This window comes from Aureimonas sp. AU4 (assembly GCF_001463765.1).
Taxonomy (GTDB): Bacteria; Pseudomonadota; Alphaproteobacteria; order Rhizobiales; family Rhizobiaceae; genus Aureimonas.
Genome location: NZ_BBWK01000002.1, coordinates 1 through 18,949, shown reverse-complemented (window position 1 = coordinate 18,949; position 18,949 = coordinate 1). Strand labels below are relative to the sequence as shown.

Below are 18,949 nucleotides of genomic sequence, written 5' to 3'. Positions count from 1 at the left end.
CGACGGATACGGGTGTCGGGGTTAAGCCCTTGCCGGAATCGGGGCAAGGCGCAAGGCGGAAGTCAGTTCTTCACCACCTCGTAGGCCTTGAGCGCTCTGGTTCGCGCCTCGCAGTGGTCAACGATCGGTCTCGGATACGTCTTCCCGAGTTCGACCCCGGCCTTCGCGAGGACGTCGGGCTCGGCCAGCCAGGGTGCATGCAACGCCTCGGTCGGCAGCTTAGCGAGTTCCGGTACGTATCGCCGGATGTACTCGCCCTTCGGATCGAACTTTTCGCTCTGCGTCACCGGATTGAAGATACGGAAGAATGGCTGCGCGTCGGCGCCCGTGCCCGCGATCCACTGCCACTGGGCCGTGTTGTTGGCGATGTCGCCGTCCACCAGCGTGTCCCAGAACCAGGCTTCACCCTCCCGCCAGTCGATCAGGAGGTCCCGGGTGAGGAAGGAGCCGACAATCATGCGGACGCGGTTGTGCAGCCAGCCAGTCGTCCAAAGCTGGCGCATGCCGGCGTCGACGATGGGATAACCGGTCCGTCCCCTCTGCCACGCGTTCAACTCCACCTTCGCCGCGCGCCAACGCAACCTGTCGAACTTCGGGTTCAGATTCTTCGACGGCAGATCGGGGTCGTGAAACAGGACGTGGTAATTGAAGTCGCGCCAGAGGAGCTCCGCGCGAAAATGGGAGAGTTCGCTGTCGGGGATCGACTTCCGGCGCTTGGCGTAAGCGCCCGCCGTATGCAGCACGCGGAAAGGCGAGACCTCGCCCCACCGCAGATGCGGCGACAGGCGTGAGGACGCGTCCTCGGCTGGGCGGTCCCGCCCAGCCTTGTAGTCCGCAAGATACCGGTCGCAAAATTTGGCAAGCCGCTCGTGAGCTCCGTCTTCGCCCGGCTGCCAATGATCGCCGAAGCCCTTCGCCCAGTCGACGGTCTGGGGAAGAAGCTTCCAGGATGCGAGCGTGTCCGACTTCGGATGCCCGCGCGGGGGTATGAGTTCCTTCGGCGGATCGAGTGGCTCGCGCGGCGGTGAGCCAGCCTCGACCTTGTCTCGGAAGGGCTTGAAGACCTTATAGAATTTACCGCTTCCGGTCGCGATCATATTCGGATCGTGGAGGAAGTTCGCCTCGAACCGCCGCACCGCCAGATCGGGAAGGGCCTTCTCGACTTCTTCATCCTGTATGACGGCCGGCGGCTCCAGTCGCCGGTTCATATAGAGGCTGGTCGCGCCGACCTCCGCCACGAGATCCTCGAGGACTTTCGCGGCTCGCCCGCGCCGTAGAACGAGCGGCGAGCCGAGCTTGCCCATTCTCGGTCCCAAATTCTCGAGCGAGCGATGCAGCCACCAACGGTGGGCTCCGCCCAGAGACCTCAGACCGGGACTTTCCTCATCATGGATCACGATCGGAACGACCGGGCGTCCGGTCTCTGCCGCGTGGAACAGAGCGGGGTTGTCATCGAGACGGAGATCGTTCCGAAGCCACACGACGATGGCACCGTCGCTATCGTCCTTCGCGCCACCGTCTTCCGAAATCATCGCGCTCGCTTCCTGCCGCCTTTTCTACTGGCGGCGGGAGATAGGTGCGCGGAGGTAGGCGACGATAGGTGTTCGAGTGTCGGGTGACAAGATGCGGCAGGAACCGCACCGGCTATTGGTCGCGGACCGGTTTTGGGGGGCAAAGCCAACCCATCCGTTGGGCAGAACATCGACATGCGCGATGCCGCCACCATCCGCTCGTCCATTGAACCGTTCGATATCGACTGCGTCTGAACCAGTACCTGTCAATGTGCTCGCCTGTGCGGCGTCGACACATCGGGCCAGATCGATGCAGATAGCGACAGGTTGGTTGGAGGCCTCGGCCGGAATCGAACCGGCGTGCAAGGATTTGCAGTCCTCTGCGTAACCACTCCGCCACGAGGCCTCAACGGCGCTGTACCTACTGGGGCATCCCGCATTTCGCAAGTGCCGCGCAACTCATTCTTGGCGGCGCGCTCCGTCGTCGTAGGATGCGTGCCCGCCGGGTTACCGGACCGAAATCGTGTAGGTGTGCTCGGACGGTTCGTCCGTGCCGTCGCTGGCGAGCGTGAAGGTGTCTGTTCCCTTGTAGGCCGACGACGACGTGTAGAAGACGACGACGGCGAGAACCTTCGCATGGGGGCAGTTGGCGACCTTATTCGTCGTCACCTCGGCTGGTACGAGTTTGATTTGCCCGTGGTCGGCGAGTTTGGCCGGTCGCAGTTTCGGTGCCGGGTTCGGCGAACAGTCCGCCTTCAGCGACCCGATCCAGCCGACGCGCGTCTCCTGACCCGACTGTGCTGTCACCGTTTCCTGAGCAAGCGCCGGCGACACCGCGAGAACGATGGCCAGACCCAGACCGAAAACGTTTCGCATCATGATTCCTTCCGCTTGATCGTGGGGAGGTAGTCGACCCATCGAACGTGGCGAAGGTGTGTTAGCGCGACAGGAAGCGCGGCACGCGAAAGCGCATGAAGCGACGCGGGCGAGGGGGACCGGACGCGGCCAACTCGCGCTGGCGCTGGCGCCGTCGTCCCCATCTCACCTCGCTTCGGCGGCGCAGTCGACGAACCGCGGGGATATCGATCGACAGGACGATCAATCCGAGCGGCAGCATCCAGATCCCCAAGACCGGCAGGAAGCTGAAGATGCCGCCGAGCACGAACAGGACGCCGACGCCCATTCGCGCGATGCGGTTTGCCGGCAGCCTGAAGGTTCGCCCGAACAGTTCGATCGTATGCCCACGGACTCGAAAGAAGCCACCTTTCTTGGTCGGTTCGGTCATTCGCCTTCGCGGTCCTCGAAATCGCAGCTTCGTCGTTCGTAGCAGCAGGAGATGGCAATCGACTTACATCGAAACCATGCCCGAACGGAGGACACCGGATTATTTTGTCGCAAAATGCCGATGCCGGCTTGGCAAACCGAAAAAGCCTGCGCTATAGCGACGCCATCCGCAGCGAATGCGGATCGTTCCCCGGTAGCTCAGTGGTAGAGCAATCGACTGTTAATCGATCGGTCGCTGGTTCGAATCCGGCCCGGGGAGCCACTTAAACTTCCAACCGACAATTCGATCTTCGCGGCGGTGCAATTCGTTCATCGCGGCCGGTCTTTTTCGCTTCGCGGAGCGATCGCTTCTGCCTTCCTGCGTCGACCGATGATATCGGCCGCATGACGAAGCGGCGGAAGTGGAGCGGCGTATGGTGAACGCAGGGCAAGCCGTGACCGAGCGGGACGTGCTCGACGAGGAAGGCGATATCTCGCCCCACTTCCTGAAGGCTGTCCGTGAAGCGGTGTCGAGCGGTGACCGCCAGCGCCTCCGGATCGAGATCGGCGGCCTGCACGAAAGCGAACTCGGCCGGCTCCTGGAGCGACTGACCCCTGAAGAACGCACCGATCTCGTTGGCCTCGTCGATTCGGATTTCGACTACTCCGCTCTGACAGAAGTCGACCAGGCGATTCGGCTTGAGATCCTGCAGGCCATGTCCGACGAGCGCGTCGCGGAGGCAATCCGAACGCTGGAGTCGGACGATGCCGTCTACATCCTGGAGGATCTGCCCGACGAGGAGCGCCAAGCGGTGCTCGAGCGCATACCGTTCGCGGAGCGCATCCGGCTTCGGCGGGCGCTGGAATATCCGGAAGAGACGGCCGGGCGCCGCATGCAGACGGAGTACGTCGCGGCCCCTCCCTATTGGTCCGTTGCCCGAACACTCGACTACATCCGCAGTGATCCGAACCTACCGGACCGATTTTCCGAAATTTTCGTCGTGGACCCGCGCTTTCGCCTCATCGGGTCGGTCGCGCTTCCCAACCTTCTGCGTGCCCCCGCACAGACGTTGCTGGAGTCGCTGGTGGATCCTGATCGGCAAGCCATCGCGGCAGAAACGGACCAGGAGGAGGCAGCTCGCCTGTTCGAGCAATACGACCTCCTGTCGGCTGCCGTCGTCGATGGAGACGGACGACTGGTCGGCGTACTGACCATCGACGACATCGTCGATGTCATTCAGTCCGAGGCTGACGAGGATATCCGCCTTCTCGGCGGCGTCGGCGATGAGGAGCTTTCCGATACGGTCGCGCAGATCACACGCTCGCGCTTTTCGTGGCTTCTCATCAATCTCGCCACGGCGATTCTGGCGTCGCTCGTGATCGATCTTTTCGACACCACGATCCAGCAGATGGTGGCGCTTGCAGTGCTGATGCCGATCGTCGCCTCCATGGGCGGCAATGCCGGAACGCAGACCATGACCGTGGCCGTACGGGCGCTCGCGACGCGCGACCTGACGATCCATAACGCGTGGCGTGTCGTACGCCGCGAAACGGTCGTCTCCTGCGTGAACGGTTTTCTCTTCGCGCTTCTAATCGGCGTCGTGGCAGCCCTGTGGTTTTCCAGCACGCCTCTCGGCCTTGTCATCGCCGCCGCAATGATCATCAACATGCTGGCCGCGGGTCTCGCGGGAATTCTGATTCCGCTTGTGATCGACCGCTTGGGCGCCGATCCCGCCATCGCCTCGGGAACGTTCGTCACGACCGTGACGGATATCGTCGGCTTCTTCTCGTTCCTGGGACTGGCGACCCTGTTCTTCACATGAACGAAAGTCGGCCTGTTTGACTTTTACGTAAGATCGGGACCATGCAGAAGGGCTGTCTCATCCCGGTCGGGGCTCGATGCGCGAATATTATACGATCACCGAACTGACGCGCGAGTTCGACATCTCGACGCGAACGATCCGATTCTATGAAGACGAGGGTCTCATCTCACCGGTGCGGCGCGGTCGCACGCGGCTATTTCGGCAGTCCGACCGACATCTCTTGCGCATGATCCTTCGGGGAAAGCGCCTCGGCTTCTCGATCGCGGAGATCCGGGAGATAATGGGCATGTACCGCAGCCCCCCAGGCGAGGCGGGGCAGTTGCGCACGATCATCCGCAAGGTCAGCGACCGGCGGCGGGAGCTGGAACAGAAGCGCCGCGATATCGACGACCTTCTCGGCGAACTCGATCAGGCGGAGGAGGCCTGCCTCACCCGAATGGCCGAACTCGGCGTCGCTCCCGGCGGCTAGCGTCCCCATCAGGGATCGAGCGAGCAGACCGCAACACTTTCCCGCACCTTCGCCTCGCGAGCGGCATCGAGCCGTCCCATCAGCGTGTCGGCTAGAAGGTCTTGTTTCGTCAGGTCGTCGCGCACGCATGCGCAATAGCGGGTGCAGAAAGCCGCGTCCCGGTCCGGCAGGCAGCCGCGTTCGCAGCTTTGCGTGAAGTAGCGGGTCTGGTCCGGCGGCGCGACGAAGCTTACGGCGGCGACCACCGCGATCGAGATGGGCTGGTGGATCAGGTAAAAGGCGAGGGAGTGCCGTCCCAGCCAAGCAAGCGGCGCAGCTTTGCGCAGTCGTGGGTTCCAGGCGGCCAACCGGGCCGTGAGGCCCGAAGCCGCAAGAGCTTGCCCGAGGGCGATACCGGCGACGACGACACCGAACCATGGAAAGACCGGCACGAAGTCGTTCGAAATCGGCGGCGAGGCCGAGAAGCCGATCCAGGCAAGCCAGCGCGGATCGGTCAAATGAGTCGTCAGCGTATTGCCCGCAATCATGATCGCAACCGCCAGCAGCGCGTTCGCCCAGGCGGGCAAGAGCAGCAAAGGCAAGCCTGAGATGCTGGCGAAGGCGATGAGATGCAGGATCCCGAAGAAGACGAAGCTCTGCGGGGTCAGTGCGGCGGTGGCGGCCGTGATCGCGGCGGCGCCCGCAACGATCAACGCGAGACGGCGCAGGCGCGACCGGCGACGGGTCGCCGGGTTGTCGGCGAGTACCAATCCAATTCCGACCAGCACGAGGAAGGTCGTCGCGATGCCCCTGGCATAGAGACGCCAGCCGCCCTCTGTCGCGTAGGCGGGCGGCAGGTAGCCGAAGAATTCGAGATCCCAGGTGAAGTGGTAGCTCGCCATCGCGAGAAGCGCGATCCCGCGTAGGACGTCGAGCAGCTCGATGCGACGGCTGACGGGTCGGCTTGCGCTATCGATCATGGTGTCGTTCCCCTGGCCGCACGGTCGATCCGCCTATCTGAAAGCGCGCGGTCTGGCGACCCGGATGACGTGGCGCCCTCCCGGCACGATCAAGGAACGTTCATGAAGATCATCGAAGCCTCCGGCGCCCGTATTCCAGCGATCGGCCTTGGGACCTACCAGCTAAGGGGCGAGACCTGCGCGAACATCGTCACGGAGGCAATCGAGGTCGGCTATCGCCACATCGACACGGCGCGCATGTACGGCAACGAGCGCGAGGTCGGTGAGGGCATTCGTGCGAGCGGCATCGAGCGCGATAAGCTCTTCGTGACCACGAAGATCTGGCACGATTCCATCGCCGCTAAGGACTTGGTGACCTCGGCAAGGGAAGCTGTCGAGGCCATCGCCATCGGGCCTGTCGATCTGCTGCTTATCCACTGGCCGAACGCGGACATTCCGCTGGAAGACTCCATCGGCGACCTGAATGCCGCGCGGCGTGAAGGTCTCGCACACCATATCGGCGTCGCGAACTTCACGAGCGCGATGCTGGACGACGCCAGCGCTATCTCGGAAGCGCCGCTGGTCTGCAATCAGGTCGAGTATCACCCGATGCTCTCGCAGGAGGCGATTCTCGGAGCCTGCGCGCGGCACGATATGGCCCTTGTCGCCTACTCGCCGATCGGTCAGGGCCGCGATCTGCTCGAGCATCCGACCATCCAGGGTGTCGCTCGGGCGCATGGTCGGTCGCCGGCGCAGGTCGTTCTTCGCTGGGAAATCGAGCAGCCGCGCGTCGCGGCAATCCCCCGCACGTCGAACCCGGATCGTCTCCGGGAGAACCTGGACGTCTTCTCTTTCGAACTGACAGGCGAGGAGCATCGCTCCATCGGCGAGCTTGCCACTCGACGGCAGCGTTTGGTGAACCCGGGCTTCGCGCCGAACTGGGACCGGGTCTGACGCATGTTCTTCGCCATCTCGAAGATCGGCTGGTATCTCGTTCAGCCGCTCGTCATCATTCTCCTCTTCCTCGGCGCGGGCCTTCTGTTCTGGTTTCTCCGCATGCCGAGGACGGGCGCTACGCTTCTCGTGAGCGCAAGCGTTATCCTTCTCGTCATCAGCGTGAGTCCGCTCGGCATCCTGATGATGTCGGTCCTGGAGAATCGCTTTCCTCGTCCGGATCTTCCGGAGCGGATCACCGGCATCGTGGTGCTCGGTGGGTCGTTCGACACCAAGATCGCCCGCACCCGCAACTTGCCCGAACTCAACGAAGCGGCCGACCGCGTCACGACGGTGCTGACGCTCGCGCGCCGCTATCCCGAGGCCCGGGTCATCTTCACCGGCGGCTCGGCCGCCATGCTGGAGGAGGACATCGCGGAGACAGACATCGCGCGCGAGATCTTTCCTGACCTTGGACTGGAGCCGTCACGGCTCGAACTGGAAGACCAGGCCCGCAACACGGAAGAGAACGCGCGTTACTCGCGAGCGATGGCGCATCCGAAACCGGGCGACACCTGGCTCCTCGTCACCTCCGCCTATCATATGCCCCGCGCCGTGGGTTGTTTCAGACAGGCCGGATTCGAGGTGTTGCCCTATCCGACGGATTATCAGACCCCCGGCGGCTCAGCTGCCTTTTCGCCTTCCACCGCAACGATCCGTAATTTGGAAAAGGTGCACTTCGCCATACGCGAATATCTGGGTCTTGCAGCCTACAGGCTGACCGGGAAGACCGACGCGCTGTTTCCTTCGCCGGCCGGAACGGCCTTGGCGATTCGGTAGATCCCACGAAGCTCCGCAGGGTCAATACGCTGGCCCTTTCGCCGCAACTCCACACGACCCGCCTCGGCCAGTTTTACGGCCTCGCGCCGGATCGGCGTCATCAGGAGGCGCCAACGCTTCTCGTCATTGCCGGCGAGGGCGCGTGCGACCTCCGCCGGATCGATGGCCTGACCCGGTTGCTCTGCCAGCATGGTCAGGATCTGCCTGCGGACCTCTTTGCTCATGGGTTGCGATCCATTCCGGTTGCAGCGAGGCTGCGGTTGGCGTCCGACAGGAACTGCCGGCGCAGAAGGGTCAGGACGACGAGAAGCGTCGTCCCTATGAGGACGAACGGTCCGACGAACCACCCGAGATAGGCGAGACCGAAGAAGACGGCCCGAAGCCCGGCGTTGAAGTTGCGCCCGGCAATCCGGTTCATCGAAAGCGCGCGCTGCAGGGCGGCTTCCGCGACATCGGGGTGCCGCTCCGCATCCTGCCGCATCGGCACAGCTCCGATCAGGATAGTGCAATAGTTGAAGAGGCGGTAGGCCCAGCCGAACTTGAAGAAGGCGTAGACGAAGATCGTCACGAGGCCGAGGAGTTTGACCTCGACGAGGCCGCGTTCCAATGCGCCGACGAGCGGCAGCTCCGTGGTGATCGTCGCGACGCGTTCCGCCGACCCGATCAGCGCGAAGCAACCGCCGATCGCGAAGATGCAGGCCGAAGCGAAGAAGCCCGTACCCTGCTGGAGCCCGGACATGATCGCGGTGTCGATCATGCGCAACTCGCGCGACAGCATGGTTCGCATCCATACCTCGCGCTGCTGGTTCATGCGACGGCTGAGACCACTGTACGACCAGCGGCTGCTGTCGACGATCAGGCTATAGATTCCCCAGCCAGCCAGGAAGAAAGCGAGGGCGGCCAGATCGCTTGAACCCAGCAGTTGACTGAATGGCATGGACGGTTCCGACGGGCGATGGCGGTCGGCCACGTTCCTATCATCCTCGAGCGCCGTGCGTCAGCGCGCTTGACGCTGCGGTCCAGCGGACGCAAATCCATCGCATGCCACTTCACATGATCAAGCTTTGCGTGGGCGCCGACACGGTCGAGGACCTCGAGGCGTGGGCCGCGCACCGCCGCGCCGAGCGTCGCGAAAAGGGTGAGCGGGACGAGCAGTTCCACGTCACGCGCGTCATGCCGAAGCGAGCCGAGGAAATCCTTGCGGGCGGATCGCTCTTCTGGGTGATTCGCGGCCAGGTTCAAGTTCGCCAGCCCGTCCTTCGCTTCGAGCCCGTGCGAACCGAGGACGGTGTCGAGCGGTGCCGCATCATCCTCGCGCCTGAGTTCCGACGCACGTCCTGGCTCGCGAGACGCCCGTTTCAGGGCTGGCGGTATCTTCGGCCTGAGGATGCCCCGACGGACCTTGGAGATGACGATAGCGACGTTCTGTCGATGCCGCCGGCTCTGCGCCGCGAGTTGGCGGAACTCGGCTTGATCTAGCGGCGGCGCGTGCCGCTGAAGGACAGTCGTACGGCGTGATAGCCCGCCCGTCCCTCCACCTGCAGCCGGATGTCCCCCTGCGGTTGAGCCGAACGCCAAGCCCTTGCACCATGACACAAGAGCAGGCCGACCAGATCCTTCGCGCGGACACGGGATCGGCCGTCGCGATAGTCGCCGAGCCGGACCGCCGCCTGCTGCAGCGGGTGCAGGCCGATTTCCGGACGCCGCGGGCCGGACACCGCAGAAGCAAGTTCGAGAGTATCGGTTTCGAAGGACATGACGATCTCGGGCAGCTGACGGGAGAAGGGACAAGGCTCCGGCGTTCGTGGCGGCGAGGCGCTGCCACGGAATCAAAGGCCGGACGTGGTCTGAGCTGTTTCTAGTTGGCGATCGCGTAGCAGGCGTAGGATCGGCTCTTCAGCGCATCGCAGGCGGCGTTCGCCTCCGACTTCGTGGCGAAACCGGCAAATCTCGCGCGGTAAAGCGTCTGGTTGCCGGAGCCCACCGCCTGCGTGAAGGGCTGCGCCTTCGCCAACGCCGAGCCGGCGCGCCGCTGCGCTTCGGACAGCATATCGAGGGCTGTCGCCTGCACCGGCGTCGCCGCGATCTGAACGACCCAGGAGGAGGAGTCGGAAGGCATGGCCGCTGGCGTCGGTGTCGCGGCCTGGGCGGCCGATGCGATGCGTGGCATGGCGAGCGGCACATCGGCCGGGGGGCGGCGCGCGCCGGTCGGAGCAAGCGCATTGGCCACCGGCACATCCATGCGCGGCATGGCCTGCTGGTTGTCGAGCGCGGCACGTAGCGCATCGCGTCCGATCACGGTACGCGGCTCGGACCGGGTCAGCGCATCCATCGCGCCCGCGGCGTTCGAGCCGTAGGCCTCGGCCACGCGAGCGTTGATCGACGACGAGCGGCGGGTCGGTGTCGGAACCGACTCGGGGACGAGGGCGGCAACCTCGGTCTCGTGCCGGGTCACGGCGGGCCCGCGCTTCGAGGGCGAGTAGGCGGCGACCAGAGGCTCGCCATCCTGGCCGCTGACCTTCGGCAGGAATTCCTTCACGAGTTCGGCCATGTGATCGTCGCGCGAGCGCGCCGTCCGACCGCCCATGACGGCGGCGACAAGCTTCTTGTTTCCGCGAACGACCGACGTCACGAGGTTGAAGCCGGAGGCGTTGATATAGCCGGTCTTGATGCCGTCGACGCCCTGAACGCGTCCGAGAAGCCGGTTATGGTTCCCGATCGTTTGCCCGCGAAAGTTGAACGAGCGCGTGCTGAAATAGCGGTAGTACTGCGGGAAATGCTCGCGCAGCGCGATGCCGAGCGTCGCCATGTCCCGCGCCGTCGTGTGCTGCTCGTTGTTGGGCAGGCCGTTCGCGTTGCGGAAGACGGTGCGCGACATGCCGAGCTGCCGCGCCTTGCTCGTCATCATCGAGGCGAACTGGGTCTCGGTGCCGCCAAGGTACTCCCCGATCACAACGGCGGCGTCGTTGGCCGAGCGAGTGACGAGTGCGAGGATGCCCTCCTCGACCGATAGCGTCGAGCCGACCTTCATGCCGAGCTTGGACGGCGGACGCGCGGCGGCGTAGGCGGAAACCTTCATGGGCGTGGAGAGAGTGGCTCGACCGGTCTCCAACGCCTCGAAGAGCAGGTAAAGCGTCATCATCTTCGTGAGCGATGCCGGGTAGCGCTGTTCGTCGGCGCTCTTCGCGAAGAGGACCTTTCCGTTGTTGGCGTCGATCACCACGGCGGAATAGCGATCGTCCGCCGCCTCGGCGTGCGTCGGAACGGCATGAAGAAGCACGGTACCGCCGAGTGCGGCGAGCCCAGCCGTGCGGGCTAGGCGACGGACGAGGATTTTGATCTTCGGAAACGCCATGGACACCCGGCAGCTCTCTCGTTCGCGTTTCGAGACACTGCCCTCCGCACCCGGCTGCACCGAACGCCGAGCCACTTCAATGGTTTCGATGTCTCACTTGCGGCAAAGCTACGCGAGGCGACCTTACCAATCGGTTTATGGTTGCCGGAACCTTGTGGTCACCTCGTGTCATTCGAACGAATTGATGCATACGTCTGTGCGATCACAGCCCGGGAGTGTGGTGGGCCACGACATGCGCAACTCATCCTCTTGATTTGTTTTGTGCAGTGCAATATGTGTGCTGCACCGCCGATGAAGCTGGCGGGCGCTATTCGAGGGAGAAGGCAATGGACGGCTACGAGAACGCCAATCGCACCTACGACAATGCCAACCGCGTTGGCTCCGAGGCGATGAACAACGCGCTGAAGTCGATGTCGATCATGACGAAGGGATTCCAGCAGATCGCCAACGAGACCGGCGAGTTCACGAAGCGCTCGGTCGAACAGTCGGCTCAGATGTTCGAGAAGTTCTCGCAGGTCCGCACGCTGGATAAGGCGGTCGAGTTGCAGACCGAGTTCGCTCGGACTGTCTACGAGAACTGGATGAGCCAAGCCAACAAGATGGCAGGCCTCTACAGCGACCTCGCGCGCGATGCCTACAAGCCCTTCGAAGCGACCGGCTACGCGGCCGCTCAGGCGGCGAAGGACGAGGCCCGTCAGGCGGGCTGACCACAGGCGCCACGGCGACCTTTCGGACGAGTTTCTAGGCCCGGTTAACAGCCGGGCCTTTTTTCGTCGCGAGAGGCAAGCCATCTATTGCGTCACGGGAACGGTCGCCGGCGCCACCGGCGCAATTTTGCCGCAACCGGCGAGCGTCTTAAAATGCGTCACGCGGCGCATACATACCGGGGCATGATCAGGGTGACAGCAGTGAACAACGTCGACGGCGATCGCCTTGGGACAGCGTTTAGCCCGCGCATGCAGGCCGGCAAGACCGACGGCGACGACACCGATCGCAACACCTCGGTCATCACGCGCACGAAACCGAAGACGAAGCGCCCGAGCCTTTACAGGGTGCTTCTCCTGAACGACGATTACACCCCGATGGAGTTCGTGATCCACGTCCTGGAGCGGTTCTTCCAAAAGGACCGCGAAGCCGCGACCCGGATCATGCTGCATGTCCACAAGCACGGGGTCGGCGAATGCGGCGTCTACACATACGAGGTCGCCGAGACCAAGGTGACCCAGGTCATGGATTTCGCCCGTCAGCATCAACATCCGCTGCAATGCGTGATGGAAAAGAATTGAGGTGAAGCTTGCCTACATTCTCGCAAAGCCTGGAGAAGTCCCTCCATCAGGCTCTCACCTACGCCAATGAGCGCCATCAGGAATTCGCGACCCTCGAGCACCTTCTGCTGGCGCTGCTCGAGGACAAGGACGCGGCGGCGGTGATGAAGGGCTGTAGCGTTGATATCGACGTTCTGCGTGCCTCGCTCACCGAGTATATCGACAACCAGCTCGCCAACCTCGTGACGCTGCAGGACGAGGACTCCAAGCCGACGGCCGGATTCCATCGCGTCATTCAGCGGGCCGTCATTCACGTCCAGTCCTCGGGCCGCGAGGAGGTGACCGGCGCCAACGTTCTCGTCGCCATCTTCGCCGAGCGCGAGAGCCATGCGGCCTTCTTCCTGCAGGAGCAGGAGATGACCCGCTACGATGCCGTCAATTTCATTTCCCACGGAATTTCCAAGCGTCCCGGGGCGTCGGAGAGCCGCACCGTTCGCGGAGCGGAGGACGAGCAGTCGACCATGGGTACCGAGGAGGAGGGGCGCCGCAAGAACGCCCAGGACGCGCTGACCGCCTACTGCGTGAATCTCAACGAGAAGGCCAAGAGCGGACGCATCGATCCGCTGATCGGCCGCGCGAACGAGATCAATCGCACGATCCAGGTTCTTTGCCGTCGGTCGAAGAACAACCCGCTCTATGTGGGCGATCCGGGCGTCGGCAAGACCGCGATCGCGGAAGGTCTCGCCAAGCGGATTGTCGAGGGTGACGTTCCCGAGGTCCTCGCGGACGCCACGATCTTCTCGCTCGACATGGGAACGCTTCTAGCGGGCACGCGCTATCGCGGCGACTTCGAGGAGCGGCTGAAGCAGGTCGTCAAGGAACTCGAGGAGTATCCGGGCGCCGTCCTGTTCATCGACGAGATCCACACCGTGATTGGCGCAGGCGCGACGTCCGGCGGTGCCATGGACGCATCCAACCTCCTGAAGCCCGCGCTCTCCTCGGGGGCGATCCGTTGCATCGGCTCGACCACCTACAAGGAGTATCGTCAGTTCTTCGAAAAGGACCGCGCGCTCGTCCGCCGCTTCCAGAAGATCGACGTCGCCGAGCCGACCGTCGAGGACGCCATCTCGATCCTCAAGGGCCTCAAGCCCTATTTCGAGGACTTCCACCGCGTGAAGTTCTCGAACGACGCCATCCGTTCGGCGGTCGAGTTATCGGCGCGCTACATCAACGATCGGAAGCTGCCCGATAAGGCGATCGACGTGATCGACGAGACGGGCGCCTCGCAGATGCTGCTGCCGGAGGCCAAACGGAAGAAGAGCATCGGGGTGAAGGAGATCGAGGCGACCGTCGCCACGATGGCCCGCATTCCTCCGAAGTCCGTCTCGAAGGACGACGAGGAGGTTCTGTCGAACCTCTCGGAGCAGCTAAAGCGTGTCGTTTACGGCCAGGACTCGGCCATCGAGAACCTGACGACGGCGATCAAGCTGGCACGCGCCGGCCTTCGCGAGCCGGAGAAGCCGATCGGCTCGTACCTGTTCTCCGGCCCGACCGGCGTCGGCAAGACGGAGGTGGCCAAGCAACTCGCCTCGGCGTTGGGCATCGAGCTCCTTCGCTTCGACATGTCGGAGTACATGGAGCGCCACACCGTCTCCCGGTTGATCGGAGCACCTCCGGGTTACGTCGGGTTCGACCAGGGTGGGCTCCTGACCGACGGCGTCGATCAGCACCCGCACTGCGTCCTGCTCCTGGACGAGATCGAGAAGGCCCATCCGGACCTCTTCAACATCCTTCTGCAGGTCATGGACCACGGTCAGCTGACGGATCACAACGGCAAGAAGATCGACTTCCGCAATGTGATCCTGATCATGACGACGAACGCCGGTGCCTCGGAGGCGCAGCGTGCGGCGATCGGCTTTGGCTCGACCAAGCGGACGGGCGACGATGTCGAGGCGATCAATCGCCTGTTCACGCCGGAATTCCGCAATCGGCTTGATGCGATCATTCCGTTCGGCGCGCTGCCGACGCCTGTGATCCACGAGGTCGTGCAGAAGTTCATCCTCCAGCTCGAGGCGCAGCTGTCCGAGCGAGGCGTCACGTTCGAACTCGACGAAGCAGCTATCGCCTGGCTGGCTGACAAGGGCTACGACGAGCACATGGGTGCTCGGCCGCTCGGTCGCGTGATCCAGGAGTACGTCAAGAAGCCGCTCGCCGACGAGGTTCTCTTCGGCAAGCTCAAGCGCGGCGGTACGGTCAAGGTCACGGTGATCGACGACGAGAAGGGCGGCAAGAAGCTGAACCTCGAAGCGATCGCGGACGACACGCCGATCAAACCGAAGCGGTCGAGTGACGGACGTCTTCGCCGCGCCAAGGTCTCGCCGGACGGAGAGGAAATCGTCGATGAGGCCGACGAAGACTTCGACGACGCCGAGGACGTCGAGGAGGACGTGAGCGACGCGGAGACCGAGACACCGGCTGGCGGCAAGCGCGCTGGGACGGTCCCGAAAGTTCCCCGAAAGCTGAACTGATGTTCTAAGGAAAGGCCGCCTCGCCGAGGCGGCCTTTTTTTCGGTCCCGTGGGGCCGGCGATGGAATCGCAGGACATGGAAACTCGCCTCCCGGAAGAGACGTTGGACGTTTCCAACCGCGTCTGGATCCTGCGCGGGATGCGACAGGTCCTTTCGCCTCCGGCGTTGATCCTCGTGACGGCCCATCTCGGCTTCGCGGGCCTTGCCAGAGACGCCGGCGTCCAATGGCTCGAAGCGAGCATCATGGTCGGCGTCATCTGGGCGCTGCCCGCCAACCTCATTCTTCTGGGTGCCATCACAGCCGGATCGTCGCTCGCGGCGACCGCGCTTGCTGTCGGACTCTCGTCGCTTCGCCTCATGCCCATGGTCATCGCCCTGCTGCCGGAGATGCGCTCCGCGCGGTCTCGCACGACGACCCTCATGGCCTTGTCGCACTTCATCGCCGTCACCGCCTGGGTGGTCGCGATGGAGAAGCTGTCGACCATTCCTCGCGAGCGTCGAACGTCCTACTTCGGCGGGTTCGCGGTGACGCTCTGTGCCATCAATGTCCTTGCCGTCGCCTTCGCTTTCAACCTGATGGGTCAGTTGCCGGCGATCGCCACGGGCGCGCTCGCCTTCTTCACACCGGTCTATTTCCTGACCTCGCTCTTCGGATCGGCGCGCGACGTGTCCGGCCGCCTCGCGCTGTTCACGGGCATGCTCGCCGTTCCGCCGGCCAATTGGCTGGCGCCGGAGTTCGACATTCTGATCGCCGGGATCGCTGGCGGTGCCGTCGCCTTCGTGGCCGGCCGCTGGCTTGACGGCCGGAGGAGCCAACAGTGAGTGCCTTCAGCTACGACGCCTTCGCCGCAGGCTGGTGGCCCTACGTCTTCATTCTCCTCGCCGGTTGGCTCCCGACCGACGTCTGGCGCTGGCTGGGGGTAGCTTCCGCAGGGCGCTTCGATGAGACATCGACCAGCCTGGCGATTGCCCGCACGATCGCAACGTCACTGGTCGCCGCCGTGATCGCTCGCCTCGTCCTTTATCCGTCAGGCTCGCTCGCCGAGATCCCGACCTTCGTTCGGGTCTCAGCGCTCGTGCTCGGCTTCGCGACCTACTACTGGCTGGGACGCCAAACGCTTCTCGCGATCCTCGTCGCAGAAATCGTGCTGCTCGGCACGCCTTGGGCGATGGCGATATCCGGCTAGATGGGCTCGAGGGCGTCGCGAATGCGCTGCGCCTGTTCAGCGAGGCGGGCCGCGTCCGCCATGCCCCCGGAATGCGGCTGCAACGATTGACCCTCGTAACGGGGGATGACGTGGATATGGAGGTGAAAGACCGTCTGGCCGGCCGCACGCTCATTGAACTGCGAAATCGTCACGCCGTCGGCGGCAAACGCCTGCTTGGCAGCTCGGGCCAGCCGTGCCGCTGCCGGGAGAAGCGACCGCAGCGTCTCGTCGGATGCATCGAGCAGGTTGCGCGAAGCGGCCTTCGGCACGACGAGGCAATGTCCCGCCGACTGCGGCATGACATCCATGAAGGCGACGACCTCGTCCGTCTCGAAAATCCGGGCGGAGGGCAGTTCCCCCCGCAGGATACGCGCGAAGATGTTGTCGGGATCGTATGCGGTCATGTCGTGTCCTGGTTTGTATGGAGGCGCAGGTTCAGTCGCCCTGAAGATCGCCCCGTCGGAACGGGGTGTGGTGCTTGGCAAGAATGGCTTGCGTGTGCTCCACCTCCCGCCGCTCGCGGGCGAGGTAGCGCGCGACCGCATCGCGCAGCCCGTCGTTGGCGATGTAGTGGGCGGAATGGGTTGTGACGGGCTCATATCCACGCGCGAGCTTATGCTCGCCCTGCGCACCCGCTTCCACGACCTCGAGCCCATGCTCGATCGCATAATCTATGGCTTGGTTGTAGCAGACCTCGAAGTGGAGGAACGGATGCTCCTCGAGGCAGCCCCAGTAGCGTCCGTATATGCGGTTCGCGCCGACCATGTTCAGGGCTCCGGCGATGTAACGCCCATCTCGCCTCGCCATGACGAGCACGACGCTGTCGCCCATGCGTTCGCCGAGCAGCGAGAAGAAGCGACGATTGAGGTAGGGCCGCCCCCATTTCCGGCTTCCCGTATCCATGTAGAAGGCGAAGAAGCTGTCCCAGACGGCTTCCGTCAGATCCGGCCCGGTCAGCCGATCGATGGTGATGCCGTCACCCAGCGCGTCGCGACGCTCGCGCCGCAGCGTCTTGCGCTTGCGTGAGGACAGGGTTTCCAGAAAATTGTCGTAGCTTCCGTAGCCCCGATTGAAGAAGTGGAACTGCTGATCGGTTCGATGGAGGTAGTCGTCGCCCTCCATGGCGCTGACATCGTTCGAATCCAGGAACGTAGCATGAGCCGATGAGACGCCGGTCTGTCCGACATAGGCCTTGACGGACTCGCACAGCGCAAGGCGTAGCGGGCCCTCGTCCCGTCCGACCAGCAGGCGAGGGCCCGTCGCGGGCGTGAAGGGAACCGAGATCTGGAGCTTGGGATAATAGCGCCCGCCGGCTCGCTCGAAAGCGTCAGCCCAACCGTGGTCGAAGACGTACTCACCCTGGCTGTGACCCTTCAAGTAGGCTGGAACAACCGCAAGGATGCGGCCGCCGGCTGTCTCCAGGACGAGATGCTGCGGTAGCCAGCCGGCCTTCCGCCCGACGCTGCCGGAGTCTTCGAGGCTCTTCAAGAAGGCGTGTCGGACGAACGGATTGAGAGAGCGGACCGACACCGTGTCGGCCAGGCCATCCCACACGCTTGCATCGATATCGCCGATCGCCTCCACGACGCGCAGCACGAGAGCGTCGCCATCGACAGGGTCGGGCATGGTCGTTGTCATGGGCGAGCCTACTCCGGATTGATGGGCTCAGGCGTCTGGCATGAACCCCTCGAACGTCATTTGGTCCGCATGTCGCGCGCTGCGTGCCACATCGTCCGACGTGCGAACGGTCCAGCTGATGACTGGAAGCGCCAACGGACCCCGAACATGGTCGGTGAACGCGTTCGGAAGATGGTGCACGTTATAGGACGTGAAGCGACAACGTCCCGCGAACAGGGCAGAATGCCGCTCCAGCTCATCCGGCCGGTTCCCCTCGGCCGTCAAGCCGACCGGGATCCGCTCACCGAATGCGGCGGCCGCATCGCGAACCAGCCAATCATCGAACGACATGAAGGCGAGGGGCGCATGGTAGGCGTCAACGACGGGCCGCAGTTGCGCGATGAAATCGCGGTCTGCATCCTCGGTAGTGCCTTTCAATTCGGCGACGATTGGCACGGCTCCGTTCACACTTGCGAGCATGCGCTCGAATGTCGGGATCGTCTCACTGGTATTCGCCAACCGAAGCGTCGCAAGCTCCGCCGCCGTCACCTCGTCGATACGGCGCGGATCGCCGGTCAGACGTGCCAGCGTCTCATCGTGGAAGACGACCGGCACCCGGTCGCGGGAAAGGTGCAGGTCGCACTCGATCGCAAACCCGTGCTCGACGGCACGCGCAAACGCGGCCATCGAGTTCTCGGGAACGGTTTGATTGCCGTCGTGCAAACCCCGATGGGCGATCGGCGTGGCCGTCAGCCAGGCGAGATCGGTAGCCTTCACCGCGCGATCTCGAAGAGCGCCTCGATCTCGACCGCCGCGTTCATGGGCAGGGCCGGTACGCCGACCGCCGATCGTGCATGGCGCCCGCGCTCGCCGAGGATTTCGACCAGGAAGTCCGAAGCGCCGTTGGCGACCTTATGCTGATCGGTGAAGCCGGGAGCGCTCGCGACGAAGACCGTGAGTTTCAGAAGCCGCCCGATCGTCTCAAGGTCGCCGAGCGCGCTCTTGGCCTGCGCCAGGATGTTGACGGCGCAAAGCCGTGCCGCCTTCTGACCGTCCTCAAGCGAGATGCCCTCTCCCAGCTTGCCGGCAACGGCGATGCTGCCGGCGTCCAGCGGAAGCTGTCCCGAAGTCTGGAGGAGCGTTCCGTACTGAACGAAGGGAACGTAGTTCGCGGCGGGCGCGGCTGCACTGGGCAGGGT

General features: G+C 63.9%; 22 protein-coding genes and 2 tRNA genes. 11 read left to right on the top strand and 13 right to left on the bottom strand.

All coding sequences use genetic code 11. The features are described 5' to 3' along the window. Positions 1 to 62: 62 nt before the first annotated feature. From AUL35_RS00545 to AUL35_RS21890, 4 genes are all read right to left on the bottom strand, one after another. Positions 63 to 1,532, bottom strand: a complete 1,470-nt coding sequence (locus tag AUL35_RS00545) for a deoxyribodipyrimidine photo-lyase (protein ID WP_062010977.1) — start codon at positions 1,530 to 1,532, stop codon at positions 63 to 65. Between the two features lie 311 nt (positions 1,533 to 1,843). Further along, positions 1,844 to 1,917, bottom strand: a tRNA-Cys gene (locus AUL35_RS00540). A gap of 101 nt (positions 1,918 to 2,018) precedes the next feature. Beyond that, positions 2,019 to 2,390, bottom strand: a complete 372-nt coding sequence (locus AUL35_RS00535) for a hypothetical protein (RefSeq protein WP_062010975.1) — start codon at positions 2,388 to 2,390, stop codon at positions 2,019 to 2,021. A gap of 58 nt (positions 2,391 to 2,448) precedes the next feature. Beyond that, a complete protein-coding gene (locus tag AUL35_RS21890) occupies positions 2,449 to 2,796 on the bottom strand; it encodes a hypothetical protein (protein ID WP_156417772.1) in 348 nt (115 codons plus the stop codon). Between the two features lie 186 nt (positions 2,797 to 2,982). Between AUL35_RS21890 and AUL35_RS00525 the strand changes: the two genes are divergently transcribed. From AUL35_RS00525 to AUL35_RS00515, 3 genes are all read left to right on the top strand, one after another. Then, a tRNA-Asn gene (locus tag AUL35_RS00525) sits at positions 2,983 to 3,057 on the top strand. 151 nt (positions 3,058 to 3,208) lie between these two features. Beyond that, positions 3,209 to 4,597 carry a magnesium transporter gene (mgtE, locus tag AUL35_RS00520; RefSeq protein WP_062010974.1) on the top strand — a complete coding sequence of 463 codons (1,389 nt, stop codon included), beginning with the start codon at positions 3,209 to 3,211 and terminating at the stop codon, positions 4,595 to 4,597. Between the two features lie 76 nt (positions 4,598 to 4,673). Continuing rightward, complete coding sequence (locus AUL35_RS00515; RefSeq protein WP_062010972.1) at positions 4,674 to 5,066, top strand: MerR family DNA-binding transcriptional regulator; 393 nt, start codon at positions 4,674 to 4,676, stop codon at positions 5,064 to 5,066. An 8-nt stretch (positions 5,067 to 5,074) separates the two neighbouring features. Here AUL35_RS00515 and AUL35_RS00510 read toward each other — a convergent pair whose 3' ends face one another. Then, a complete protein-coding gene (locus tag AUL35_RS00510) occupies positions 5,075 to 6,025 on the bottom strand; it encodes a heparan-alpha-glucosaminide N-acetyltransferase (RefSeq protein ID WP_062010970.1) in 951 nt (316 codons plus the stop codon). 102 nt (positions 6,026 to 6,127) lie between these two features. On the opposite strand from AUL35_RS00510, the gene AUL35_RS00505 reads away from it, so the two are divergent. Then, positions 6,128 to 6,958: an aldo/keto reductase gene (locus AUL35_RS00505; protein ID WP_062010968.1), complete on the top strand. Its 831-nt coding sequence runs from the start codon at positions 6,128 to 6,130 to the stop codon at positions 6,956 to 6,958. Positions 6,959 to 6,961: 3 nt separating this feature from the next. Continuing rightward, complete coding sequence (locus AUL35_RS00500; protein WP_062010966.1) at positions 6,962 to 7,777, top strand: YdcF family protein; 816 nt, start codon at positions 6,962 to 6,964, stop codon at positions 7,775 to 7,777. Here the strand turns inward: AUL35_RS00500 and AUL35_RS00495 are convergent. Continuing rightward, a complete protein-coding gene (locus AUL35_RS00495; RefSeq protein WP_062010964.1) occupies positions 7,708 to 8,001 on the bottom strand; it encodes a DUF3253 domain-containing protein in 294 nt (97 codons plus the stop codon). The genes AUL35_RS00500 and AUL35_RS00495 overlap by 70 nt on opposite strands. Further along, entirely contained in the window at positions 7,998 to 8,714 is a 717-nt protein-coding gene (locus tag AUL35_RS00490; protein ID WP_062010962.1) for a DUF599 domain-containing protein, read from the bottom strand. The genes AUL35_RS00495 and AUL35_RS00490 overlap by 4 nt, the downstream gene beginning before the upstream one ends. A gap of 104 nt (positions 8,715 to 8,818) precedes the next feature. Here AUL35_RS00490 and AUL35_RS00485 point away from each other — a divergent pair, with 104 nt between their 5' ends. Next, positions 8,819 to 9,256 (top strand): DUF1489 family protein, encoded by a 438-nt coding sequence (locus AUL35_RS00485; protein ID WP_062010961.1) that lies wholly within the window; start codon positions 8,819 to 8,821, stop codon positions 9,254 to 9,256. On the opposite strand, the gene AUL35_RS00480 is transcribed toward AUL35_RS00485, so the two are convergent. Further along, positions 9,253 to 9,534 (bottom strand): hypothetical protein, encoded by a 282-nt coding sequence (locus tag AUL35_RS00480; protein ID WP_062010959.1) that lies wholly within the window; start codon positions 9,532 to 9,534, stop codon positions 9,253 to 9,255. The two genes, AUL35_RS00485 and AUL35_RS00480, sit on opposite strands and share 4 nt — an antisense overlap. A 101-nt stretch (positions 9,535 to 9,635) precedes the next feature. Beyond that, entirely contained in the window at positions 9,636 to 11,132 is a 1,497-nt protein-coding gene (locus AUL35_RS00475) for a D-alanyl-D-alanine carboxypeptidase (RefSeq protein ID WP_062010957.1), read from the bottom strand. Positions 11,133 to 11,458: 326 nt separating this feature from the next. On the opposite strand from AUL35_RS00475, the gene AUL35_RS00470 reads away from it, so the two are divergent. The 5 genes from AUL35_RS00470 (at position 11,459) to AUL35_RS00450 (ending at position 16,112) form a co-directional block, all read left to right on the top strand. After that, a complete protein-coding gene (locus AUL35_RS00470) occupies positions 11,459 to 11,839 on the top strand; it encodes a phasin family protein (RefSeq protein ID WP_062010955.1) in 381 nt (126 codons plus the stop codon). A gap of 249 nt (positions 11,840 to 12,088) precedes the next feature. Then, a complete protein-coding gene (clpS, locus tag AUL35_RS00465; RefSeq protein ID WP_062010953.1) occupies positions 12,089 to 12,418 on the top strand; it encodes an ATP-dependent Clp protease adapter ClpS in 330 nt (109 codons plus the stop codon). 8 nt (positions 12,419 to 12,426) lie between these two features. After that, positions 12,427 to 14,925 carry an ATP-dependent Clp protease ATP-binding subunit ClpA gene (gene clpA / locus AUL35_RS00460; protein WP_062010951.1) on the top strand — a complete coding sequence of 833 codons (2,499 nt, stop codon included), beginning with the start codon at positions 12,427 to 12,429 and terminating at the stop codon, positions 14,923 to 14,925. A 75-nt stretch (positions 14,926 to 15,000) separates the two neighbouring features. Continuing rightward, positions 15,001 to 15,747: an AzlC family ABC transporter permease gene (locus AUL35_RS00455; protein WP_062011426.1), complete on the top strand. Its 747-nt coding sequence runs from the start codon at positions 15,001 to 15,003 to the stop codon at positions 15,745 to 15,747. Further along, the gene (locus AUL35_RS00450; RefSeq protein ID WP_062010949.1) at positions 15,744 to 16,112 is read left to right on the top strand and encodes an AzlD domain-containing protein; all 369 of its coding nucleotides are present in this window, start codon (positions 15,744 to 15,746) and stop codon (positions 16,110 to 16,112) included. Before AUL35_RS00455 ends, AUL35_RS00450 begins: the two co-directional genes overlap by 4 nt. On the opposite strand, the gene AUL35_RS00445 is transcribed toward AUL35_RS00450, so the two are convergent. The 4 genes from AUL35_RS00445 to AUL35_RS00430 all read right to left on the bottom strand — a co-directional run. Continuing rightward, positions 16,109 to 16,537 (bottom strand): HIT family protein, encoded by a 429-nt coding sequence (locus AUL35_RS00445; protein ID WP_062010947.1) that lies wholly within the window; start codon positions 16,535 to 16,537, stop codon positions 16,109 to 16,111. The genes AUL35_RS00450 and AUL35_RS00445 overlap by 4 nt on opposite strands. A 31-nt stretch (positions 16,538 to 16,568) precedes the next feature. Further along, positions 16,569 to 17,771 carry a GNAT family N-acetyltransferase gene (locus AUL35_RS00440; RefSeq protein WP_244493619.1) on the bottom strand — a complete coding sequence of 401 codons (1,203 nt, stop codon included), beginning with the start codon at positions 17,769 to 17,771 and terminating at the stop codon, positions 16,569 to 16,571. Positions 17,772 to 17,798: 27 nt separating this feature from the next. Continuing rightward, on the bottom strand, positions 17,799 to 18,527 hold the full coding sequence (locus tag AUL35_RS00435; protein ID WP_062010945.1) for a glycerophosphodiester phosphodiesterase family protein: 729 nt from the start codon (positions 18,525 to 18,527) through the stop codon (positions 17,799 to 17,801). Further along, positions 18,524 to 18,949 (bottom strand): RidA family protein (locus AUL35_RS00430; protein ID WP_156417770.1); only part of this gene is annotated, 426 nt, incomplete at its 5' end. The genes AUL35_RS00430 and AUL35_RS00435, both read right to left, overlap by 4 nt.